At 70.3% G+C, this 20,383-nt stretch carries 14 protein-coding genes and 1 tRNA gene; 14 read left to right on the top strand and 1 reads right to left on the bottom strand.

Annotation, left to right across the window (positions count from 1 at the left end):
- The first annotated feature begins 195 nt into the window (after window positions 1-195).
- Window positions 196-528 (top strand): Rv3654c family TadE-like protein, encoded by a 333-nt coding sequence (locus tag ACIQ7Q_RS07875; RefSeq protein ID WP_403857672.1) that lies wholly within the window; start codon window positions 196-198, stop codon window positions 526-528.
- Here the strand turns inward: ACIQ7Q_RS07875 and ACIQ7Q_RS07880 are convergent.
- The gene (locus ACIQ7Q_RS07880; protein WP_403857675.1) at window positions 525-2,981 is read right to left on the bottom strand and encodes a DEAD/DEAH box helicase; all 2,457 of its coding nucleotides are present in this window, start codon (window positions 2,979-2,981) and stop codon (window positions 525-527) included. The two genes, ACIQ7Q_RS07875 and ACIQ7Q_RS07880, sit on opposite strands and share 4 nt — an antisense overlap.
- Before the next feature lie 79 nt (window positions 2,982-3,060).
- On the opposite strand from ACIQ7Q_RS07880, the gene ACIQ7Q_RS07885 reads away from it, so the two are divergent.
- The 13 genes from ACIQ7Q_RS07885 to ACIQ7Q_RS07945 all read left to right on the top strand — a co-directional run bounded on the left by ACIQ7Q_RS07885 (window position 3,061) and on the right by ACIQ7Q_RS07945 (window position 19,826).
- Entirely contained in the window at window positions 3,061-3,414 is a 354-nt protein-coding gene (locus ACIQ7Q_RS07885) for an STAS domain-containing protein (protein ID WP_003967428.1), read from the top strand.
- A 95-nt stretch (window positions 3,415-3,509) separates the two neighbouring features.
- Entirely contained in the window at window positions 3,510-3,950 is a 441-nt protein-coding gene (locus ACIQ7Q_RS07890) for an ATP-binding protein (protein ID WP_403857678.1), read from the top strand.
- Between the two features lie 358 nt (window positions 3,951-4,308).
- Complete coding sequence (locus tag ACIQ7Q_RS07895) at window positions 4,309-6,714, top strand: sodium-translocating pyrophosphatase (protein ID WP_403857681.1); 2,406 nt, start codon at window positions 4,309-4,311, stop codon at window positions 6,712-6,714.
- A gap of 198 nt (window positions 6,715-6,912) precedes the next feature.
- Complete coding sequence (locus tag ACIQ7Q_RS07900) at window positions 6,913-7,500, top strand: small secreted protein (RefSeq protein ID WP_403857684.1); 588 nt, start codon at window positions 6,913-6,915, stop codon at window positions 7,498-7,500.
- A 133-nt stretch (window positions 7,501-7,633) separates the two neighbouring features.
- On the top strand, window positions 7,634-9,133 hold the full coding sequence (locus ACIQ7Q_RS07905; protein WP_403857687.1) for a methyltransferase: 1,500 nt from the start codon (window positions 7,634-7,636) through the stop codon (window positions 9,131-9,133).
- Between the two features lie 181 nt (window positions 9,134-9,314).
- Complete coding sequence (locus ACIQ7Q_RS07910; RefSeq protein WP_403857690.1) at window positions 9,315-9,512, top strand: hypothetical protein; 198 nt, start codon at window positions 9,315-9,317, stop codon at window positions 9,510-9,512.
- Window positions 9,513-9,737: 225 nt separating this feature from the next.
- A complete protein-coding gene (gene topA / locus ACIQ7Q_RS07915; RefSeq protein ID WP_403857693.1) occupies window positions 9,738-12,566 on the top strand; it encodes a type I DNA topoisomerase in 2,829 nt (942 codons plus the stop codon).
- Window positions 12,567-12,708: 142 nt separating this feature from the next.
- Window positions 12,709-15,825: a dTMP kinase gene (gene tmk / locus ACIQ7Q_RS07920; RefSeq protein WP_403857697.1), complete on the top strand. Its 3,117-nt coding sequence runs from the start codon at window positions 12,709-12,711 to the stop codon at window positions 15,823-15,825.
- Window positions 15,826-16,042: 217 nt separating this feature from the next.
- A complete protein-coding gene (locus tag ACIQ7Q_RS07925; protein WP_403857701.1) occupies window positions 16,043-17,248 on the top strand; it encodes a DNA polymerase III subunit delta' in 1,206 nt (401 codons plus the stop codon).
- A gap of 182 nt (window positions 17,249-17,430) precedes the next feature.
- Entirely contained in the window at window positions 17,431-18,978 is a 1,548-nt protein-coding gene (locus ACIQ7Q_RS07930; RefSeq protein ID WP_403857704.1) for an alpha/beta hydrolase, read from the top strand.
- 113 nt (window positions 18,979-19,091) lie between these two features.
- Window positions 19,092-19,165: transfer RNA gene (locus ACIQ7Q_RS07935), tRNA-Thr, on the top strand.
- A gap of 170 nt (window positions 19,166-19,335) precedes the next feature.
- Window positions 19,336-19,527, top strand: a complete 192-nt coding sequence (locus ACIQ7Q_RS07940; RefSeq protein WP_403857707.1) for a hypothetical protein — start codon at window positions 19,336-19,338, stop codon at window positions 19,525-19,527.
- A gap of 143 nt (window positions 19,528-19,670) precedes the next feature.
- Window positions 19,671-19,826, top strand: a complete 156-nt coding sequence (locus ACIQ7Q_RS07945) for a transposase (RefSeq protein WP_403857709.1) — start codon at window positions 19,671-19,673, stop codon at window positions 19,824-19,826.
- Window positions 19,827-20,383: the final 557 nt, after the last annotated feature.

A 20,383-nucleotide genomic window follows, 5' to 3' on the forward strand; every position in this document is an offset into this window, starting at 1 on the left:
GGGAGAGAACCAGGAGGGCGTGAGACTCCTCGTGCGCGCGGACCGGGCGGGGCCGGCGTACCGCGCGGACCGGGCGGGGCGCGTCAGCGTCGCCGGGGTGGCCCGGTTGGCCGAACGGGGCGTCGGCGCAGCGATGAGGGTTCTGCCGAGCGACCGCTCATCCGCCGCCCCGGTGGGCGACAAGGGAATGGGGCCGTGAAGGGGGACCGCGGCTCGGCGACCGTTTGGGTGGCCATGGCGACCACCGTGCTGTGCGCGGTCTTCGCGATCGTCCTGGCGATGGGCCAGGCAGTGGTCGCCCGGCACCGCGCCGGAGCCGCCGCCGACCTCGCGGCGCTCGCAGCGGCCGACAACGCCCTACGGGGCACGGCCGAGGCCTGCGCCAAGGCGGCCGAGGTGGCCCGGGCGCAGAACACGGAGGTGGTGCGCTGCGCCGTGACAGGAGAGATCGCCGACATCACGGCCCGGGCCCGTTTCGGCCCGTACGCCCCGGCGGTCAGGGCGCGGGCGGGGCCGCAGCTGTCTTAAGGAGCCGCCGGGGCCGCCCGGAGAAGCTCCGTGAGCAACCGGACCGCGCCCCTCTTGTGCAGCGGATCGTTGCCGTTGCCGCACTTGGGCGACTGGATGCACGACGGGCAGCCCGCTTCGCACTCGCACGAGGCGATCGCCTCTCGGGTGGCGGTGAGCCACTCGCGCGCAGTGTGGAAGGCCCGTTCGGCGAAGCCGGCCCCGCCCGGGTGCCCGTCGTACACGAAGACGGTCGGCAGCAGGGTGTCCGGATGGAGCGGTACGGAGACTCCTCCGATGTCCCAGCGGTCACAGGTGGCGAAGAGTGGAAGCATCCCGATGGAGGCGTGTTCGGCGGCGTGCAGTGCCCCGCCCAGCTGCTCCGGGTTGATGCGGGCGGAGTCCAGCTGGTTCTCGGTGACCGTCCACCACACGGCTCGGGTGCGCAGGGTCCGCGGAGGCAGGTCGAGCTTCGTCTCGCCGAGTACCTCCCCGGTGATGAGACGGCGACGCAGGAAGGAGACGACCTGGTTGGTGACCTCGACGGAGCCGTAGCAGAGGCGACCGTCGCCCCAGGGGATCTCGGTCTCGGTTTCGAGCACGGAGATGGAGGTGGTGTCACGGGCGGTGGTCGAGTAGGGCGGGTTGGCCTCGGCGACCAGGGCGACGGAGTCGTCCAGGTCCAGTCGCTCGACGAGATAGGTGCGGCCCTGGTGCAGGTGAACTGCGCCGTCGTGGACCGCGGTGTGGGCGGCGCCTTCGTCGACCGTGCCGAGCAGCCGGCCGGTGGCGGCCTCGACGATCTGGACCGGCCGGCCGCCCTCGCCGCGGATGTCGGTGAGGTCCGCGGCCCGTTCGCGGCGGGTCCAGTGCCAGCCGGAGGCGCGCCGACGGAGCAGCCTGGCCGCTTCGAGCTGCGGCATGAGGTCGGCCGTGGCGGAGCCGAAGAGTTCGAGGTCGGCCTCGGTAAGGGGCATTTCGGCGGCGGCCGCGCACAGATGCGGGGCGAGCACGTAGGGATTGTCGGGGTCGAGAACCGTGGACTCCACCGGTCGGTCGAACAATGCCTCGGGGTGGTGGACGAGGAAGGTGTCCAGCGGGTCGTCGCGGGCCACGAGGACCGCGAGGGCGCCCTGGCCGGAGCGCCCCGCCCGGCCGGCCTGCTGCCACAGGGAGGCCCGCGTGCCGGGGTATCCCGCGATGACAACGGCGTCCAGGCCGGCGACGTCGACGCCGAGCTCGAGGGCCGTGGTGGCGGCCAGGCCGAGGAGCTCGCCGGAATGGAGGGCCCGCTCGAGGGCCCGGCGCTCCTCGGGCAGATAGCCACCCCGGTAGGCGGCGACACGCCCGGGCAGGGAGCGGTCCACTTCTGCGAGGCGTTCCTTGGCGATCACGGAGATCAGTTCGGCGCCGCGGCGGGAGCGTACGAAGGCCACGCTGCGCACGCCCTGGACCGTCAGGTCGGTCAGGAGGTCGGCGGCCTCGGCGGTCGCCGTGCGGCGTACCGGCGCGCCCTTCTCGCCGTGGAGCTCGGTGAGGGGCGGTTCCCACAGGGCGAAGACCAGCTCGCCGCGAGGCGAGGCGTCGTCGGCGACCTCGTGGACGGGCAGGCCGGTGAGCCGGCCCGCGGCGACGGCCGGTTCCGCGGCGGTGGCGGAGGCGAGCAGGAAGACCGGATTCGCACCGTAGCGGGCGCATACACGGCGAAGACGGCGCAGCACCTGGGCGACGTGGGAGCCGAACACGCCCCGGTAGGTGTGGCACTCGTCGATCACGACGTAACGCAGGGAGCGCAGGAAGGAGGACCAGCGGGGGTGGGAGGGAAGTATCCCGCGGTGCAGCATGTCGGGGTTGGTGAGGACGTAGTTGGCGTACTGGCGGACCCATTCGCGTTCTTCGACGGGCGTGTCGCCGTCGTAGACCGCCGGGCGGATGCGGTTGCCCAGCGGGGCGGCCAGTTCCTTGACGGCGCGGCACTGGTCGGCGGCGAGCGCTTTGGTGGGTGCCAGGTACAGCGCGGTGGTTCCACGGCCGTTGGCCGCCTCGGCACCGTCGAGCAGGGTGCTGAGAACGGGCGCGAGGTACGCGAGGGACTTGCCCGACGCGGTGCCCGTCGCAATGACCACGGACTCGCCGTCCAAGGCGTGCTCGGCGGCGGCCGCCTGGTGGGCCCAGGGGTGGTCGATCCCGGCATGCCGGACAGCGCTGATCACTTCTGTGCGGATGCGGTCCGGCCAGAGGGCATGCCTGCCCGGTCGAGGGGGCAGGTGCTCCGTATGAGTGATGCGCGCAGCCCGGCTTGCACCTGCGGCGAGCCGGTCGAGAATCGTGCCGGGAGAGGGGCGGTTTTCCCCGCTCTCGGGCGGTCGACTGGGACGGTGTTTCTTGGCCATCGGCACCGAGTGTGTCACTGGCGTGACGGACAATGGTCCCAAGGCGTCGTGCATGGCTGCCGGTAAGTGATTGAATGCCATCGCGGCTGGCGATCGTCCTCCGGCTCCGTCGGGGAGACCTCAGGGGGCGGCCGCTCGATAGCAAGGTGCTGGAGGATCCGTGGACCTGTCCCTGTCGACTCGCAATGTGTCCGGCCCTGGTGGCGACCGTACGGTCGTCGAGGTCGGTGGCGAGATTGATGTGTATACCGCGCCCAAGCTGCGCGAGCAGTTGGTCGAGTTGGTGAACGACGGCAGCTACCACCTGGTTGTCGACATGGAGGGCGTGGACTTCCTCGACTCCACCGGCCTCGGCGTGCTCGTGGGTGGCCTCAAGCGTGTCCGTGCGCACGAGGGCTCCCTACGCCTGGTCTGCAACCAGGAGCGCATTCTCAAGATCTTCCGGATCACGGGTCTGACCAAGGTGTTCCCGATTCACACCACGGTCGACGAAGCCGTCGCCGCAACCGACTGACGTCGGCCGGAGACTGCCGGAAGCAGAGAGGGGCACCGGGCATCCAGCCCGGGCCCCTGAGAGGCACGCCTGCCCGTACGTCCGAGGGGGACCGCATGGCCATCGTTGAGCTCCGCTTCAGCGCCCAGCCCGAGCACGTCAGGACGGCCCGATTGGTCGCCGCTGCCGTGGCTCGCCGTGCCGGGGTCGAGGAGGCAGTGCTGGACGAGGTCCGCCTCGCCGTGGGCGAGGCCTGCAGCCGGGCCGTCGGGCTGCATCGCAGCCACGGCATCACCGCGCCCGTACGGGTGGTGCTGTCGGAGGAGGAAAAGACCTTCTCCATCGAGGTCGGAGACGAGGTGCCGACGTCGGGCGCCGGCTCCGCGGCGCTCTCCGGCAACGGTGGCGACGCGCCGGAGGACTTCGACGCGGAGGGCGAGGACGAGATGGGTCTCGCCGTCATCAGCGGCCTCGTCGACGACGTGGAGGTCTCCTCCACCGAGGACGGCGGGGTGATCCGGATGAGCTGGCCGTCGTCGGTGCTCACCGCGTCCTGAGCCCCCGCGCCGGTTTGTCCGGGCGGTTCCGGACCGGTGCCGGACCGGACAGTCTTGGGGGCCGGCGTCCCGGACGCATCCTGCTGACGGGCCCGACCGCCCCGGGAATCGATCTTTTCATGCTCTGATCATTTTGTCGCAAAGAGGCCCTGCTGAGCAGGGCCTCTTTGTTATTTTCTAGATCATCGAACCGGCGTCAATGCCTTTGTCCCGTTACCGCTTTCGGGGCCGATTTATTGGCGCGATCATTTGCTGAGTAGCAAGTCAAGGTCAATTACATTTTCCGCGCCCTGTTTTGATCAGGTTCCGCTCCCTACAATCCGTCCACATCTTGAGCTCTGAACGTCAAGGAGGACGAATGGCGGGGCTCTTCACTCCAGAACTGATCGATCACCCCACTTCTCTCGCAGCCGCGGTACTCACGGATGACAACCGACTGATCGTGATTGTGATCGCGGTCGTCGCCCTGGCGGCGCTCGTCGTGGCCCAGCTCCTGGTGCGCCAGGTGCTGAGCGCAGGCGAGGGCACCGATTCCATGAAGAAGATCGCGGCCGCCGTACAGGAAGGTGCGAATGCCTATCTGGCTCGGCAGCTGCGCACTCTCGGCATCTTCGCCGTAGTGGTGTTCTTCCTGCTGATGCTGCTCCCGGCCGACGACTGGGCGCAGCGGGCCGGGCGCTCGGTGTTCTTCCTGGTGGGTGCGCTTTTCTCGGCGGCCACCGGATACATCGGCATGCGTCTTGCCGTAAGGGCCAATGTGCGTGTGGCCGCGGCCGCGCGTGAGGCCACACCGGCGGAAGGCGAGCCGGAAAAGGACCTGACAGCCGTCGCGCACAAGGCAATGAAGATCGCTTTCCGCACGGGAGGCGTGGTCGGCATGTTCACGGTGGGCCTCGGCCTGCTGGGTGCCTCCTGCGTCGTACTCGTCTACGCGGCGGACGCGCCGAAGGTGCTCGAGGGCTTCGGCCTCGGAGCGGCCCTCATCGCCATGTTCATGCGTGTCGGCGGCGGCATCTTCACCAAGGCGGCCGACGTCGGCGCCGACCTCGTCGGCAAGGTCGAGCAGGGCATCCCCGAGGACGACCCACGCAACGCCGCCACCATCGCCGACAACGTGGGCGACAACGTCGGTGACTGCGCGGGCATGGCGGCCGACCTTTTCGAGTCGTACGCCGTCACCCTCGTCGCGGCCCTCATCCTCGGCATGGCGGCGTTCGGTGACGCCGGACTCGCCTTCCCGCTCATCGTCCCGGCGATCGGCGTGGTCACCGCGATGATCGGCATCTTCGCGGTCGCCCCGCGGCGCGCCGACCGCAGCGGGATGACCGCGATCAACCGCGGCTTCTTCATCTCCGCGCTGATCTCGCTCGCGCTGGTGGCCATCGCCGCCTTCGCCTACCTGCCCGGCTCGTACGCCGAGTTGGACGGCGTCGGTGACGCTGCCGTCCGGGCGCACGACGGGGACCCGCGGGTCCTGGCACTTGTCGCCGTCGCCATCGGTATCGTTCTGGCGGCGCTGATCCAGCAGCTGACCGGGTACTTCACGGAGACCAACCGGCGCCCCGTGCGGGACATCGGCAAGTCGTCCCTGACCGGCCCCGCCACCGTGGTCCTGGCCGGTATCTCCATCGGTCTCGAATCGGCCGTCTACACCGCTTTGTTGATCGGTCTCGGCGTGTACGGGGCCTTCCTGCTCGGCGGTACGTCGATCATGCTGGCGCTGTTCGCGGTGGCACTGGCAGGCACGGGTCTGCTCACCACCGTCGGCGTGATCGTGGCGATGGACACCTTCGGTCCGGTCTCCGACAACGCCCAGGGCATCGCCGAGATGTCCGGTGATGTCACCGGCGCCGGCGCCCAGGTCCTGACCGACCTGGACGCCGTGGGCAACACCACCAAGGCGATCACCAAGGGCATCGCGATCGCCACGGCCGTGCTCGCCGCCGCGGCGCTCTTCGGCTCGTACCGCGACGCCATCTCGACAGCCGCGGCCGAGGTGGGCCAGAAGCTGGGCGACAGCGCGCCGATGAACCTGGTGATGGACATTTCGCAGCCCAACAACCTGGTGGGCCTCGTCCTCGGTGCCGCGGTCGTCTTCCTCTTCTCCGGACTGGCCATCAACGCCGTCTCCCGCTCTGCGGGTGCGGTGGTCTACGAGGTGCGGCGGCAGTTCCGCGAGCACCCCGGGATCATGGACTACACGGAGAAGCCGGAGTACGGACGCGTCGTCGACATCTGCACCAAGGACGCTCTGCGGGAGCTGACCACACCGGGGCTGCTCGCCGTGATGACCCCCATCGCGGTCGGCTTCTCACTCGGCGTCGGCGCTCTCGGTTCGTTCCTCGCGGGAGCGATCGGCACCGGCACCCTGATGGCCGTCTTCCTCGCCAACTCCGGTGGTGCGTGGGACAACGCCAAGAAGCTCGTCGAGGACGGCCACCACGGCGGCAAGGGCAGCGAGGCCCATTCCGCGACCGTCATCGGCGACACCGTCGGCGACCCGTTCAAGGACACCGCGGGCCCGGCCATCAACCCCCTGCTGAAGGTGATGAACCTGGTGGCGCTGCTCATCGCGCCCGCGATCATCCAGTTCAGCTACGGGGACGATTCCAACCCGGGAGTGCGGGCCGTGATCGCGGTGCTGGCGATCCTCGTGATCGTCGGTTCCGTGTACATCTCGAAGCGGCGCGGCATCGCTGTCGACGACGAAAGCGGAACCGCTGAGCGCAACGCGAAGCCGGCCGATCCGGCGGTGGTTTCCTGACACAGGATCAACGGACGGGCGGGCGGCGCACATTGATGCGTCGCCCGCCCGTCCGTGTGTGTTCCGGGGGCGCGGGTGAGCCTTGTCTCCCTTGGTACAAATGGATTCAATACCCCATGAATGGGTCGCACGACACGCGGATGTCGCCCAGTTGGCGTGTATGTTCCGGGGCCGAGAGCCTTGGAAGGGACCAATCCGGTGAACAAGAAGCTTGCAGCCGCACTGTCCGGCGGTGCGGTACTGGTACTGGCGCTGTCGGGCTGCGGTGACGACGGCGAGGAGAAGGTGAACGCCTGGGCGAAGGAGGTCTGCGACCAGGCGCAGCCGCAGATCAAGAAGAGAGCCGACGCCCAGCAGACCATCATCTCGACGGCGGCGGACGGCAAGCCGGCCGACATCCAGGCCGCCGACTCCAAGGCGTTCGCCGACATCGCCGCAGCGGACAAGGCGCTCGCCAAGGCGGTCAGGGACGCGGGCGTGCCGCCGGTCGAGAACGGGGAGAAGCTCCAACAGGACGCGGTCAAGGAGCTCGACTCCACCGCTGCCGCCTACCTCGACCTGAAGAAGAAGGTCGACGACCTCGACCCGAAGAACCAGCAGAAGTTCGCGGACGGTCTGCAGACCGTGGCGGACGGGCTGAAGAAGATCGAGCGCATGGACCAGGCGGCTCTGGCGAAGCTGCAGTCCGGTGAGTTGGGCCAGGCCATGGCCAAGCAGCCCGGCTGCCAGCGGGCCAAGACGTCGAACCCCGCCGGTGGTGCGTCCGCGTCCGACGGCAACGCCTGACCGGTTCCGGCGAGACTTGACCGGCGGGACGCTTCGCAAGCCCGAACGCCGCAAGCCGCCCGGCAGCCGACGGGCAGGGCTTACGAGCCCGGGTCGTGCGGCGATTGTCAGTGGCGGCGGCCACAATGGGCGGGTGAGTACGACCAGCCTTCCCGTGCCCGACCACTCGCCCCGGCTCCGCGAGGCGTTTCTCGCCGCCGCGTTCACCGCCGACGGGCTGCTCGATCTGCTCGGCGCGCCCGCCTACGCGGCGCTCGCCCGCAGCGAGACCGTGCCCGCCCTGCGCGCCACTCGCGGGGACAGCGCCCTGGAGGCGCTGGTGCGGCTGTTCCTGCTCCAGTGCGCCGTCCCCCAGGAGCAGGCGAGAGCCGCGCTGCCCCTGGAGGAGTGCCTTGCCGACGGCTGGGTGGTACACGACGGGGACGAGGTGCGTGCCGCTGTCGACGTCCGTCCGTACGGCGGGCCGGAGGGCCAGGACTGGTTCATCGTGTCCGACCTCGGGTGTGCGGTCGGCGGAGCGGGCGGCGCGAGCGGTCGGGGCGAGGGGGTCGTCCTCGGCGTCGGCGGTGCGTCCACGACGCTGGCCGGGATCACGGTCCGTACGCCGGTGGAGTCCGCGCTCGACCTGGGTACCGGCTCCGGCATCCAGGCGCTGCATGCCGCTCAGCACGCGACCCGCGTGACGGCCACCGATCTGAATCCGCGGGCCCTGCACTTCACTCGGCTCACGCTCGCCCTGTCCGGTGCGAGGGAGGCCGATCTGCGCGCGGGCTCGTTGTTCGAGCCCGTCGGCTCCGACACGTTCGACCTGATCGTGTCGAACCCGCCGTTCGTCATCTCTCCCGGAGCCCGGCTGACCTACCGGGACGGCGGGATGAGCGGGGACGATCTGTGCCGCTCGCTCGTTCAGCAGGCGGGGGACAGGCTCAACGACGGGGGATACGCCCAGTTCCTCGCCAACTGGCTGCACGTGGAGGGGGAGGACTGGCAGGAGCGGCTGCGTTCCTGGGTGCCGCGCGGCTGTGACGCCTGGATCGTGCAGCGTGAGATGCAGGACGTGACGCAGTACGCCGAGCTGTGGCTGCGCGACAGCGGGGACCATCGCGTCGATCCCGCACAGTACGCCGCCCGGTATGACGCGTGGCTGGACGAGTTCGAGGCGCGCAAGGCCAAGGCCGTCGGCTTCGGGTGGATCACGCTGAGGAAGTCCGGGTCCGATCGCCCCTCGGTCGTCGCCGAGGAATGGCCGCACCCCGTCGAGCAGCCGCTCGGCGAGAGCGTCGTCGCGCATTTCGATCGGCAGGAGTATCTGCGCTCGCACGACGACGCGGCGTTGCTCGCCGACCACTTCGTGCTGGCCGACGAGGTCATGCAGGAGCAGGTCGGCCTGCCCGGCGCCGAGGACCCCGAGCATGTGGTCCTGCGTCAGAACCGAGGCATGCGTCGCGCCACCAAGGTGGACACGGTCGGCGCCGGCTTCTCGGGGGCGTGCGACGGCCGGCTGAGCGCGGGGCAGATTCTCGACGCCATCGCCCAGTTGATCGAGGAGGACCCGGTCCTGCTGCGTGACCGCACGCCGCAGGCCCTACGGCTGTTGGTGGAGGAGGGCTTCCTCGAGCCGACCCCTCGGTGAACGGGACGGTGACGGGATTCGGCACCGAAATCCGGCCAATGTTCGATTTGCGACCCGTTTCCGGCGACCGCGCGGGTGAACCGTATGCGGCGTTCACCCGGAGTTCGTGCCGACGACGCCCGGGGGTGCCAGCCTCGCCCTGCACGGGGGACATCGGCACCAGGAAGGACCGGGTACGGGCATGGAGAGCGGGCCTGCGATCTTCGCCGGAGCGGCATTCGCACTGTTCGGGGGCGGGCTGCTGGCATGGACCTGGATGCGCCTGATGCATCGCGAGCCCGTCGCCCACGGAGTGAGCCCGGCCACGGCCGTCGCTTTCGGGACGATCTTCGGCGCGGCGTTCCTCACCCTCGCGGTCTGGTGCTTCGGCCGCCTGTGACGCGGCGCCCGCATGGCGACCTGCCGGGTCCGGGCGGCAGGAATGTCTGGAGTCGGGTTACCGTTCGAGTGGCCGTTGCGGGCTTTTGCCGTTTGACACGGGGGCGGGTTGTACCGTCACACTCCGCAGCGACAGCAGCGTCACGGCTGCACGGCGAGGCTTGGACCACCGCCTGCCGCACTACCGTGAGCGCACACCGAGCGTCGACCGGAGAGAAGAGCGAAGTTGTCCCCGACCAGCGAGACCGCACAGGGCGGCCGCCGACTCGTGATCGTCGAGTCGCCTGCCAAGGCGAAGACGATCAAGGGCTATCTGGGCCCCGGCTATGTCGTCGAGGCGAGCGTCGGGCACATCCGCGACCTGCCGAACGGCGCCGCCGAGGTGCCGGAGAAGTACACCGGTGAGGTGCGGCGCCTCGGCGTCGACGTCGAACACGACTTCCAGCCGATCTATGTCGTCAACGCGGACAAGAAGGCCCAGGTCAGGAAGCTCAAGGAGCAGCTCGCCGAATCCGACGAGCTCTACCTCGCAACCGATGAGGACCGCGAGGGCGAAGCCATCGCGTGGCACCTCCTCGAGGTCCTGAAGCCCAAGGTTCCCGTCCACCGCATGGTCTTCCACGAGATCACCAAGGACGCCATCCGTGACGCCGTCGCGAACCCGCGTGAGCTCAACAAGCGCATGGTCGACGCCCAGGAGACCCGCCGCATCCTCGACCGTCTCTACGGCTACGAGGTCTCGCCGGTCCTGTGGAAGAAGGTCATGCCGCGGCTGTCCGCCGGCCGTGTGCAGTCCGTCGCGACCCGGCTCGTCGTCGAGCGCGAGCGTGAGCGCATCGCGTTCCGCTCCGCCGAGTACTGGGACCTGACCGGCACGTTCTCGACCGGCCGGGCCGGAGACGCCTCCGATCCCTCCACCCTGACGGCCCGCCTGAACACGGTCGACGGGCAGCGCGTCGCCCAGGGCCGTGACTTCGGTTCCGACGGCCGGCTCAAGTCCGACCAGGTGCTCCACCTCGACGAGGCGAACGCCCGGTCCTTGGCCACCGCGCTCGAGGGCGCCTCGTTCGCCGTCCGCTCGGTCGAGTCCAAGCCGTACCGCCGCTCGCCGTACGCGCCGTTCCGTACGACGACGCTGCAGCAGGAGGCGTCCCGCAAGCTCGGCTTCGGGGCCAAGGCGACCATGCAGGTCGCGCAGAAGCTGTACGAGAACGGCTTCATCACCTACATGCGTACGGACTCCACCACGCTGTCCGACACGGCCGTCGCGGCGGCCCGTGCGCAGGTCACGCAGCTCTACGGTGCCGACTACCTGCCCGACAAGCCGCGCACCTACGCCGGAAAGGTCAAGAACGCGCAGGAGGCGCACGAGGCGATCCGGCCTTCGGGCGATCGTTTCCGCACGCCCGCCGAGACCGGACTGACCGGCGACCAGTTCCGGCTCTACGAGCTGATCTGGAAGCGGACCGTCGCCTCCCAGATGAAGGACGCGGTCGGAAACTCCGTCACGGTCAAGATCGGCGGCCGGGGCACCGACGGCCGTGACGCCGAGTTCACCGCGTCCGGCAAGACGATCACCTTCCACGGCTTCATGAAGGCCTACGTCGAGGGCGCCGACGACCCGAACGCGGAACTCGACGACCGCGAGAGGCGCCTCCCGCAGGTGGCCGAGGGCGACGCGCTGTCCGCTCAGGAGATCTCGGTCGACGGCCACGCCACCAAGCCGCCGGCGCGTTACACCGAGGCCTCGCTGGTCAAGGAGCTCGAGGAGCGGGAGATCGGCCGCCCGTCGACATACGCCTCGATCATCGGCACCATCCTCGACCGCGGCTACGTCTTCAAGAAGGGGACGGCGCTCGTCCCGTCGTTCCTGTCCTTCGCCGTGGTCAACCTGCTGGAGAAGCACTTCGGCCGACTCGTCGACTACGACTTCACCGCGCGGATGGAGGACGACCTCGACCGCATCGCCCGGGGCGAGGCGCAGGCCGTGCCGTGGCTGCGGCGGTTCTACTTCGGTGAGGGCGACGCCGCGGGCGTCGCCTCGGAGGCCGGCAACGGCGACGGCGACCACCTCGGTGGCCTCAAGGAACTGGTCACCGACCTGGGCGCCATCGACGCCCGGGAGATCTCCAGCTTCCCCGTCGGCAGCGGCATCGTGCTGCGCGTCGGCCGCTACGGCCCGTACGTCGAGCGTGGCGAGAAGGACGCGGAGGGCCACCAGCGCGCCGACGTCCCTGAGGACCTCGCTCCCGACGAGCTCACCGTCGAGCACGCGGAGGAACTGCTCGCCAAGCCGAGCGGCGACTTCGAGCTCGGCGCCGACCCGGTCACCGGCAACCAGATCATCGCCAAGGACGGGCGGTACGGCCCCTACGTCACCGAGGTACTGCCCGAGGGCACCCCGAAGACCGGCAAGAACGCGGTGAAGCCGCGTACGGCGTCGCTCTTGAAGAGCATGTCCCTGGACACGGTCACCCTCGAGGACGCGCTGAAGCTGATGTCCCTGCCGCGGGTGGTGGGCACCGACGCCGAGGGTGTCGAGATCACGGCGCAGAACGGCCGCTACGGCCCGTATCTGAAGAAGGGCACGGACTCGCGCTCCCTGGAGAACGAGGAGCAGCTCTTCAACATCACGCTCGAAGAGGCGCTGGCGATCTACGCCCAGCCCAAGCAGCGTGGCCGCGCCGCCGCCAAGCCGCCCTTGAAGGAGCTGGGCACGGACCCGGTCAGCGAGCGTCCTGTCGTCGTCAAGGACGGCCGCTTCGGCCCGTATGTGACGGACGGCGAGACGAACGCCACGCTGCGGACCGGCGACAGCGTGGACGACATCACGCCGGAGCGCGGTTACGAGCTGCTCGCCGAGAAGCGCGCCAAGGGACCTGCCAAGAAGACGGCGAAGAAGGCTCCGGCGAAGAAGACGGCGGCGAAGAAGACCGCCGCGAAGAAGACGACGGCCAAGAAGACGACGGCCAAGAAGACGACCGCCAAGACCGCGGCCAAGAAGACGACTGCGAAGACGGCGGCGAAGAAGACGGCCGCGTCGGCCGAGGAGTAGCCACCGGGGCCCGGGAACGGGCCTGCGGGACCGGTTGTCACACGGGCGCTTTGCGGCAGGGGACCTTCACACCCTTGCCACAAAGCGCCCGTATGTTCGGACACCCCTCCGAGGAGCACTCCGCTCCGGATAGGCTGGCCGAATGACGCGAGCCGAGCAGCCAGCCGAGCAGCAGGCGGTCATGAGCACCGCTTCAGAGACTGCCTCAGACGCATCGGATTCCGACGCACTTGCCGCGGACTCACGTGAGCGGGCCGTGCGCTCCCTGCTGCGCCACCCACCGCTGAGGCGCCTGTGGAACGCACAGGTGATCGGCGGCATCGGCGACGCGCTCGCCGTCCTTGTGCTTCTGCTGCTGTCGTTGCAGGCGGCGGTGGAATCGGGTTCGTTCGGGAGCGGATACCGGGGGGCGGCCTTCGCGGTCGCCGCCGTGTTCGGCGCCCGCGTCCTGTCCACCCTGATCTTCGGGGCCGTGCTCCTCGGTCCGATGACATCGCTCACGGCGCCGAACGGCCCGTTCGACCGGCGTTGGACCATGATCGGTGCCGACGGGCTGCGACTGGCCCTTCTTGTCGTCGCACCCTTGTGGATCGACTGGACGCCCGACAACGCGCTCGCCGTGCTGCTCGTCACCGTCTTCCTCACCGGCGTCGCCGAGCGCTTCTGGACCGTCGCCCGCGAGGGCGCGGCACCCGCCCTGCTGCCTGCCCCGCCGCTGGAGGGCGCGGCGGTGCGGCCGCTCCCCGACCACCTCGACGCGCTGCGCAGGCTGTGGCTGCGCACCGGCTTCGCCGTCATTCCGGCCGCGGCCGCCGTGCTGCTCGTCACCACGCTCATCGGTAACCTGCTGGGCTCCGGGATCGAGTGGTTCTCGCTGCACCAGGCGGCCCTCGGGTCCTACCTCGCGGCGGGGCTGTTCGCCGCGTCCGTCTCGACGCTGTACTTCGTGGAACTGCCCGGCTCGCAGACACCCAGGCCGCGTTCGCCGCTCGAGGGCCTGCGCAGGCCGTCCGCCGGCAATGGCCTGGACAAGGGCCGCACCGGCGCCATACCTCTCTTCGTCATTGCCTGCGCGGCGGTCACCGGCGCCATCGCCTCCGCTGCGGCCGTCGCCGTCCTGCATGCAGTCGACCTCAACGCCGGACCCGCGGCCTTCGCCCTGCTGATCCTCGCGCTCATCGGTGGCACGGGCGTCGGCATCCGCGGAGCCGGAGCCGTACTGCCCTCGCTGTCCCGCCGCCGTCTGCTCGTCCTCGCGCTGGCCGTCACCGGAGTCGCGCTGCTCGCGATGGGCCTCGTGCCGGACACGGCCACCGTGCTGTTCATCGCGGCGGTTGCCGGCCTCGCGGCGGGTGTCGCCGCGAACACCGGCCACGCCCTCATCGACCAGGAGACCGAGGACTTCCGGCGGCCCAGGATCACCTCGCACCTCCAAGCGGTCGTCCGCGTGTCGATCGCACTGGCCGCTGTCGCCGCCCCGCTGCTCGCCGCCGCGATCGGCCCGCACCGGCTCGCCAGCGGCGACTTCGTCTTCGCGCACGGCGGTGCGGCGTTCACGCTGATGCTCGTCGGCGCGCTGCTGCTGCCGGTCGCCGCGATCGTCCTCGCCAAGACGGACGACCGGTCCGGTGTACCGCTGCGGCGTGACCTCGGCGACGCCCTGCGCGGCGGAGCCGACCCGGCGCAGACCCCGGCCGCGAACGGCTTCTTCATCGCCATCGAGGGCGGCGACGGCGCCGGCAAGTCCACCCAGGTCGAGGCCCTCGCCGAGTGGATCCGCGCCAAGGGCCACGACGTGGTCGTCACCCGCGAACCGGGCGCAACACCGGTCGGCAAGCGACTGCGCTCGATCCTGCTCGACGTGTCGAGCGCCGGCCTGTCCAACCGCGCGGAGGCGCTGCTGTACGCGGCGGACCGCGCGGAGCACGTCGACTCGGTGATCCGCCCGGCGCTCGAGCGCGGCGCCATCGTCATCTCCGACCGTTACATCGACTCGTCCGTCGCCTACCAGGGCGCCGGCCGCGACCTGTCGCCGACCGAGATCGCCAGGATCTCCCGGTGGGCGACGGGCGGTCTCGTGCCGAATTTGACCGTGCTCCTCGACGTCTCGCCCGAGACCGCGCGGGAACGCTTCACGGAGGCGCCCGACCGTTTGGAGTCGGAGCCTGCGGAGTTCCATCAGCGGGTGCGCTCCGGCTTCCTGACGCTGGCAGCTGCCGACCCGGGCCGCTACCTGGTCGTGGACGCCGGCCAGGAGCCCGAATCCGTCGCCACCGTTGTACGGCACCGGCTCGACCAGCTGCTGCCCCTGTCCGAAGCCGAGATCAAGGCCCGGGAGGAGGCACGCAAGGCGGCCGAGGAGGAAGCCCGCCGCAAGGTCGAGGAAGAGGCCGCGCGCAAGGCCGAGGAGGAGCGCCTCGAGCGCGAGCGCCAGGAGCAGCTCGCCAAGCTCCGCGCCGAGGAGGAGGAGCGCAAACGCCGCGAGCTGGAGGAGGCGCGGCAGCGCGAGGCCGAGCGGCAGGCCGAGGAGGCCAGGCAGCGCGCCGAGGAGGCACGCCGACGGGCCGAAGAGGAGCGGCTGCGCCGCGAGGCCGAGGAGAAGGTGCGCCAGGCGGAGCAGGAACGACTCCGCAAGCAGGCCGAGGAAGAGGCCCGGCTGCGCGCCGAGGCGGAGGAACGCCGTCTGGAGAAGCAGCGCAAGGCCGAGGAGGCACTGCTGCGCGCCGAGGAGGCCCGCCGGGCAGCGGCGGAGGCGGCCGCGGCGTCTGCTGCCGCCGCGTCGGCGGCTTCCGCGTCCGAGATCACGGTGCCGACCCCGGTCGTGAAGCCGGACGACATCACGCAGGAGGTCCCGATGCCGGGCGGGTCGTCCGATGCCACGAGCGTGCTCCCGAAGGTTCCGGACGAGGCCGAGACCACCACGCTGCCGCCGGTGCGGGACGCCCGTGCGGCAGACGAGACGGCGGTCATGCCTCCGGTACGGGACGCGGGGCCGTCCGCTCCGACGGACCGGGTGCCGCGGGGGATCTTCCGCGACGAGCGCGAGGAGCCGCGTCACGCGGGGCGCGGGACGGGTGAGAGCCGCAACGAGCGTACGGCGGAGCTCCCGCAGGTCGACCCTGCCGCGGACCGCCGTCGCCACCGCTCCGACTGGGCGGAGGAGACGCCGCTCGACGATCTGCCGACTCTGGCGGACGAACTCTTCGGCCCGCACGAGGACGACGAGCGAGGCGACGGGCGGGGCGGCCGACGCGGCTGACACTCGGGCGGCGCGGTTCCGGAGTGCCGGTCGTCGGTGACGACCGGCACGGTGCGAGGCTCCGGCCCCTCGGCGGCGACTCTGCGGGCGCTGCAGTGCCGGGCCGGTCGGGCCCGGCTCCCGACTCCGGAGAAGACCGGGAAGGCCGGCGCGGGCCGCGCTGTCAGTGGCCTCCCCCACAATGGGAGATCGCAGCACGAAAGGGCGGTGACGGCACATGGCCGTGTGGGACGACCTGGTCGGCCAGGAGCGAGTGCAGGAGCAGCTGGCCGCCGCCGCTCGTGACGCCGACGCGCATGTCACCGCCCATGCACAGGGGGAGCCCGTTCCCGCCGCTTCGAAGATGACGCACGCTTGGCTGTTCACCGGGCCTCCGGGATCCGGCACAGTCACCGCCGCGCGTGCCTTCGCGGCGGCCTTGCAGTGCACCAGCCCGGACCGCGCTCTGGGCGGCGTGCCCGGGTGCGGCTTCTGCGACGGCTGCCACACGGCGTTGATCGGCACCCACGCCGACGTGAGCTCGATCGCCGCCGTGGGCACGCAGATCCTCGTCGACGACATGCGTGACACCGTGCGGAAGTCCTTCACCTCGCCGGCGAACGGGCGCTGGCAGGTGATCCTCGTCGAGGACGCCGAGCGGCTGAACGAGAAGTCGGCCAACGCCGTCCTGAAGGCCGTGGAGGAACCGGCTCCCCGTACCGTCTGGCTGCTGTGCGCGCCGTCCATCGAGGACGTGCTGCCCACCATCCGGTCCCGCTGCCGCCACCTGACGCTCCGCACTCCTCCGGCGGCCGCCGTGGCCGACGTGCTGATCAGGAGGGACGGCATCGAGCCGGACCTCGCGACATCCGTCGCCCGTGCGACACAGGGCCACATCGGCCGTGCGCGTCGGCTCGCCACCGACGAGCGTGCGCGGGACCGGCGGGCCGCCGTTCTCAAACTGCCGTTGCGCGTGGAGGACATCGGCGGCTGCCTCAGGGCTGCCCAGGAGCTGGTCGACGCGGCCGCCGAGGACGCCAAGCAGGTCTCCGACGACGTGGACGTCAAGGAGACCGACGACCTCAAGGCTGCTCTCGGCGCAGCCCCGGGCGGCCGGATGCCGCGGGGGACGGCCGGCGCGATGAAGGAGCTCGAGGACAGGCAGAAGCGCCGCAAGACCCGGACGCAGCGCGACACCCTGGATCTGGCCCTCACCGACCTGACCGCCTTCTACCGGGATGTGCTGGCACTTCAGATGGGGTCGCAGGTCGCGCTCGCCAACGACGACGTACGGGATTCGCTGGACCGCATCGCCCGAAGCTCCACGCCGGAGGCGACGCTGCGCCGCATAGAGTCCGTTGTCGCCTGCCGGGAGGCACTGGAGCGCAACGTCGCGCCGCTGCTCGCGGTCGAGGCGATGGCGGTCGCACTCCGGGCCGGTTGAGGTATCCGGCGCGACGGCGGTCACGCCCGGGCTGCCTGGTTGGCGTATCCGGCGCGACGGCGGTCACGCTCGGGCTGTCGGGTTGACGCATCCGGCGCGACCGTGATCACGATCGGATTGACCGGCTCACCCGTACGAGCGGTTACCGGCATCGACAGCCTGCTGCCGTTACGCTCCGTTGCATGGACACCAGGCGCCTGCTCCACACCTTCGCCATCCCGCTGGCCGCTGCCGGCCTGCTTCTCTCCGGCTGCAGCGGCGGAAGCCTGTCGCCCGATGGGCCTGCCTCCGACGCCGCGGGAGCAGCCGGCGGACCTGTTCCTGCCGCTGCCCTCGAGCCGTACTACGGCCAGAAGCTGAAGTGGCGGGCATGTGGCGTGCCCGGCTTCGAGTGCGCCACCATGAAGGCTCCGCTGGACTACGCGAAGCCGGACGGCGAAGCGATCAAGCTCGCTGTGGCCCGCGTGAAGGCCACCGGCCCGGGCAAGCGTCTCGGCTCCCTGCTCTTGAACCCGGGTGGTCCCGGCGGCTCCGCCATCGGCTATCTCCAGGGGTACGCGGGCATCGGCTACCCCGCCTCGGTCCGCGCCCAGTACGACCTGGTCGCCGTCGACCCGCGCGGCGTCGCCCGCAGCGAACCGGTCGAATGCCTGACCGGCCCCGAAATGGACGCCTACACCCAGGTCGACCAGACCCCCGACGATGCCGCGGAGGCGGGCGCGCTGGAGAAGGCCTTCAAGGACTTCGCCGCCGGCTGCCAGAAGCGCTCCGGCAAGGTCCTGCCGCATGTCTCGACCACAGAGGCCGCCCGTGACATGGACGTCCTGCGGGGGGTGCTGGGCGACGAGAAGCTGACATACGTCGGCGCCTCGTACGGCACCTTCCTCGGCGCGACCTATGCCGAGCTGTTCCCCGAGCGGGTCGGTCGCCTCGTACTCGACGGAGCGATGGATCCGGCTCTCCCCGCCCGCGAGCTCAACCGTGACCAGACGGCCGGTTTCGAGACCGCGTTCAAGTCCTTCGCCGCAGACTGCATCAAGCGGGCGGACTGCCCCCTCGGCCAGGAGTCGGTCGCCGACGCGACGGCCCGCCTCAAGGACTTCTTCGCGAAGCTGGACGCGTCGCCCGTGCCGACGGGAGAGGAACGCGAACTCGGCGAGTCGCTGGCCACGACGGGTGTGATCGCCGCGATGTACGACGACGGCGCGTGGTCCCAGCTGCGCTCGGCCCTGGGCGCCGCGCAGAACGGCGACGGCGCCGCGCTCCTGGCCATGGCCGACAGCTACTACGAGCGCCAGACGGACGGCTCGTACGCGAACCTGATGTTCGCCAACGCGGCCGTGAACTGCCTCGATCTCCCACCCGCCTTCACCGCCCCTGCCGAGGTGCGCGCCGGCATCGCCGACTTCGAGAAGGCGTCCCCGGTCTTCGGCCGCGGCTTCGCCTGGGCCGCCATGAACTGCTCGCAATGGCCCACTCCGCCCACGGGCAAGGCCCACCGCATCGAGGCGAAGGGCGCGGCCCCGATCGTGGTCGTCGGCACCACCCGCGACCCGGCGACCCCGTACAAGTGGGCGCAGAGCCTGGCGGACCAGCTGTCGTCGGGCAGGCTGCTGACATACGACGGCGACGGCCACACCGCCTACGGCCGGGGCAGCGACTGCATCGATACGGCGATCAACACCTACCTCCTGGAGGGCAAGGCCCCCGAGGACGGCAAGCGCTGCTGACGAGTGCCGGAGGGTGCCGCGGGAGGTGGTTCGGGGCACCCTGAAGAACCCTGTAGACTTGGCGCCGCTGCTGATGAGAGCGTGTCTCGCGAGGACGCGTGCATCCGCAGCTTGCCGCCTTAGCTCAGTTGGCCAGAGCAACGCACTCGTAATGCGTAGGTCTCGGGTTCGAATCCCGAAGGCGGCTCAAGAAAGCCCAGGTCAGAGCCTTGAAAGCCCCCCGCGAAGATCGTGGGGGGCTTTTTCTGCGCCCAGATGGGAACGCCCTGGGAGCGGCGATTCTCCGATAAGTCTTCTATGTCTGGATTCTTGCTAGTCGAAGACGGGCCGAGGGTAGCCTGATGCCGACTGGAGGCGTTGACCGCCGAGCGCCTGATTCACCCGCGTCGCCGCGGCGAACGCGAGGCGCTGCGGGTCCTGCTGGCCACCCGTCAGGGCGCCGTCACCTCGTGCGCGACGGCGATCAATCACCTCAAGGCGCTGATCGTGTCCGCGCCCGAGGACCTGCGGGCCGAGCTGCGCGGCGAGGGCCGCAAGGCGGTGATATAGCACTGCGCCAAGCTCCGGGAGCGGCAGATCCAGACCATCGAGCCCCGGATGACCGCGCGTGGCGGTCCACCGCCGTTCGGGTCCAGGCGTTGTGAGCGGAGGCGGAGGAGCTGGAGGCCGAGATCGTCGTACTGGTCGAGGCGATGGCGCCCAAGCTGCTGCGGTTGCCCGGCGTGGGTCCGATCAGCGCGGGTCAGATCCTGGTGAGCTGGTCGCACCCGGGCCGCTTCCGGTCCGAGGCCGCGTTTGCGGCGTTCGCCCGGCGACGGATGTGGCGGAGCGGACGGTTGCGACGCTGACGCTCATCGTGTCCATCAGGTCACCCTGGTCTCTGTCGTCAATGCCCGGTCCAGTCTGCCTGGGCTTGTGCCCCGGCCTGCGGCCGGTTAACCCGTCGGCAGTGACGGCCTCGCGCCTGCCCTCGTCGCTGTTCGAGGTCGATTACCTCCCTGCCGAACTCGCGGAAATCTATGTCGGCCGGAGTAGACATTGGGCGGCGGTGTGGTTATGGTTTCTCTCGTAGCCCAGAGAGACAGCAGGGCCTGGCAGAGACGAACTGCCGGGCAGCAGTACGTAGTTGCAGTTCGCAGGACGGTGCGGTGGTGGAGTTCCGAAGCCAGGGTTGTTGCAGGACGGCGACGGGACTGACGGCCGGACCGGGTGGCCCGCAGTGATCAGGGGCCGCCGTGAGCAGTACCGCAGTTAACGCAAGTGCAGTACCCGTAAGTGCAGTGCGCAGTACCCAGCAGTGAAGTCAGTGAGCAGCACCTCGGTAAAGGCGTCGGCTGCGGGCGCGCGTACCGGGAAGTTCGGCAGTGGGGTTCTAAGCCAGAGCAGACGCAGGACGGGCGACGGG

It is taken from the genome of Streptomyces sp. NPDC096176 (genome assembly GCF_044763255.1).
GTDB lineage: Bacteria > Actinomycetota > Actinomycetes > Streptomycetales > Streptomycetaceae > Streptomyces.

Excerpts from the sequence above, each read along its gene's own strand:
- ACIQ7Q_RS07880 (WP_403857675.1), bottom strand. The coding sequence starts at position 2,981 with ATGGCATTCAATCACTTACCGGCAGCCATGCACGACGCCTTGGGACCA.
- ACIQ7Q_RS07890 (WP_403857678.1), top strand. The coding sequence starts at position 3,510 with ATGGCCATCGTTGAGCTCCGCTTCAGCGCCCAGCCCGAGCACGTCAGG.
- ACIQ7Q_RS07895 (WP_403857681.1), top strand. The coding sequence starts at position 4,309 with ATGGCGGGGCTCTTCACTCCAGAACTGATCGATCACCCCACTTCTCTC.
- ACIQ7Q_RS07910 (WP_403857690.1), top strand. The coding sequence starts at position 9,315 with ATGGAGAGCGGGCCTGCGATCTTCGCCGGAGCGGCATTCGCACTGTTC.
- tmk (WP_403857697.1), top strand. The coding sequence starts at position 12,709 with ATGACGCGAGCCGAGCAGCCAGCCGAGCAGCAGGCGGTCATGAGCACC.
- ACIQ7Q_RS07925 (WP_403857701.1), top strand. The coding sequence starts at position 16,043 with ATGGCCGTGTGGGACGACCTGGTCGGCCAGGAGCGAGTGCAGGAGCAG.
- ACIQ7Q_RS07930 (WP_403857704.1), top strand. The coding sequence starts at position 17,431 with ATGGACACCAGGCGCCTGCTCCACACCTTCGCCATCCCGCTGGCCGCT.
- ACIQ7Q_RS07945 (WP_403857709.1), top strand. The coding sequence starts at position 19,671 with ATGGCGCCCAAGCTGCTGCGGTTGCCCGGCGTGGGTCCGATCAGCGCG.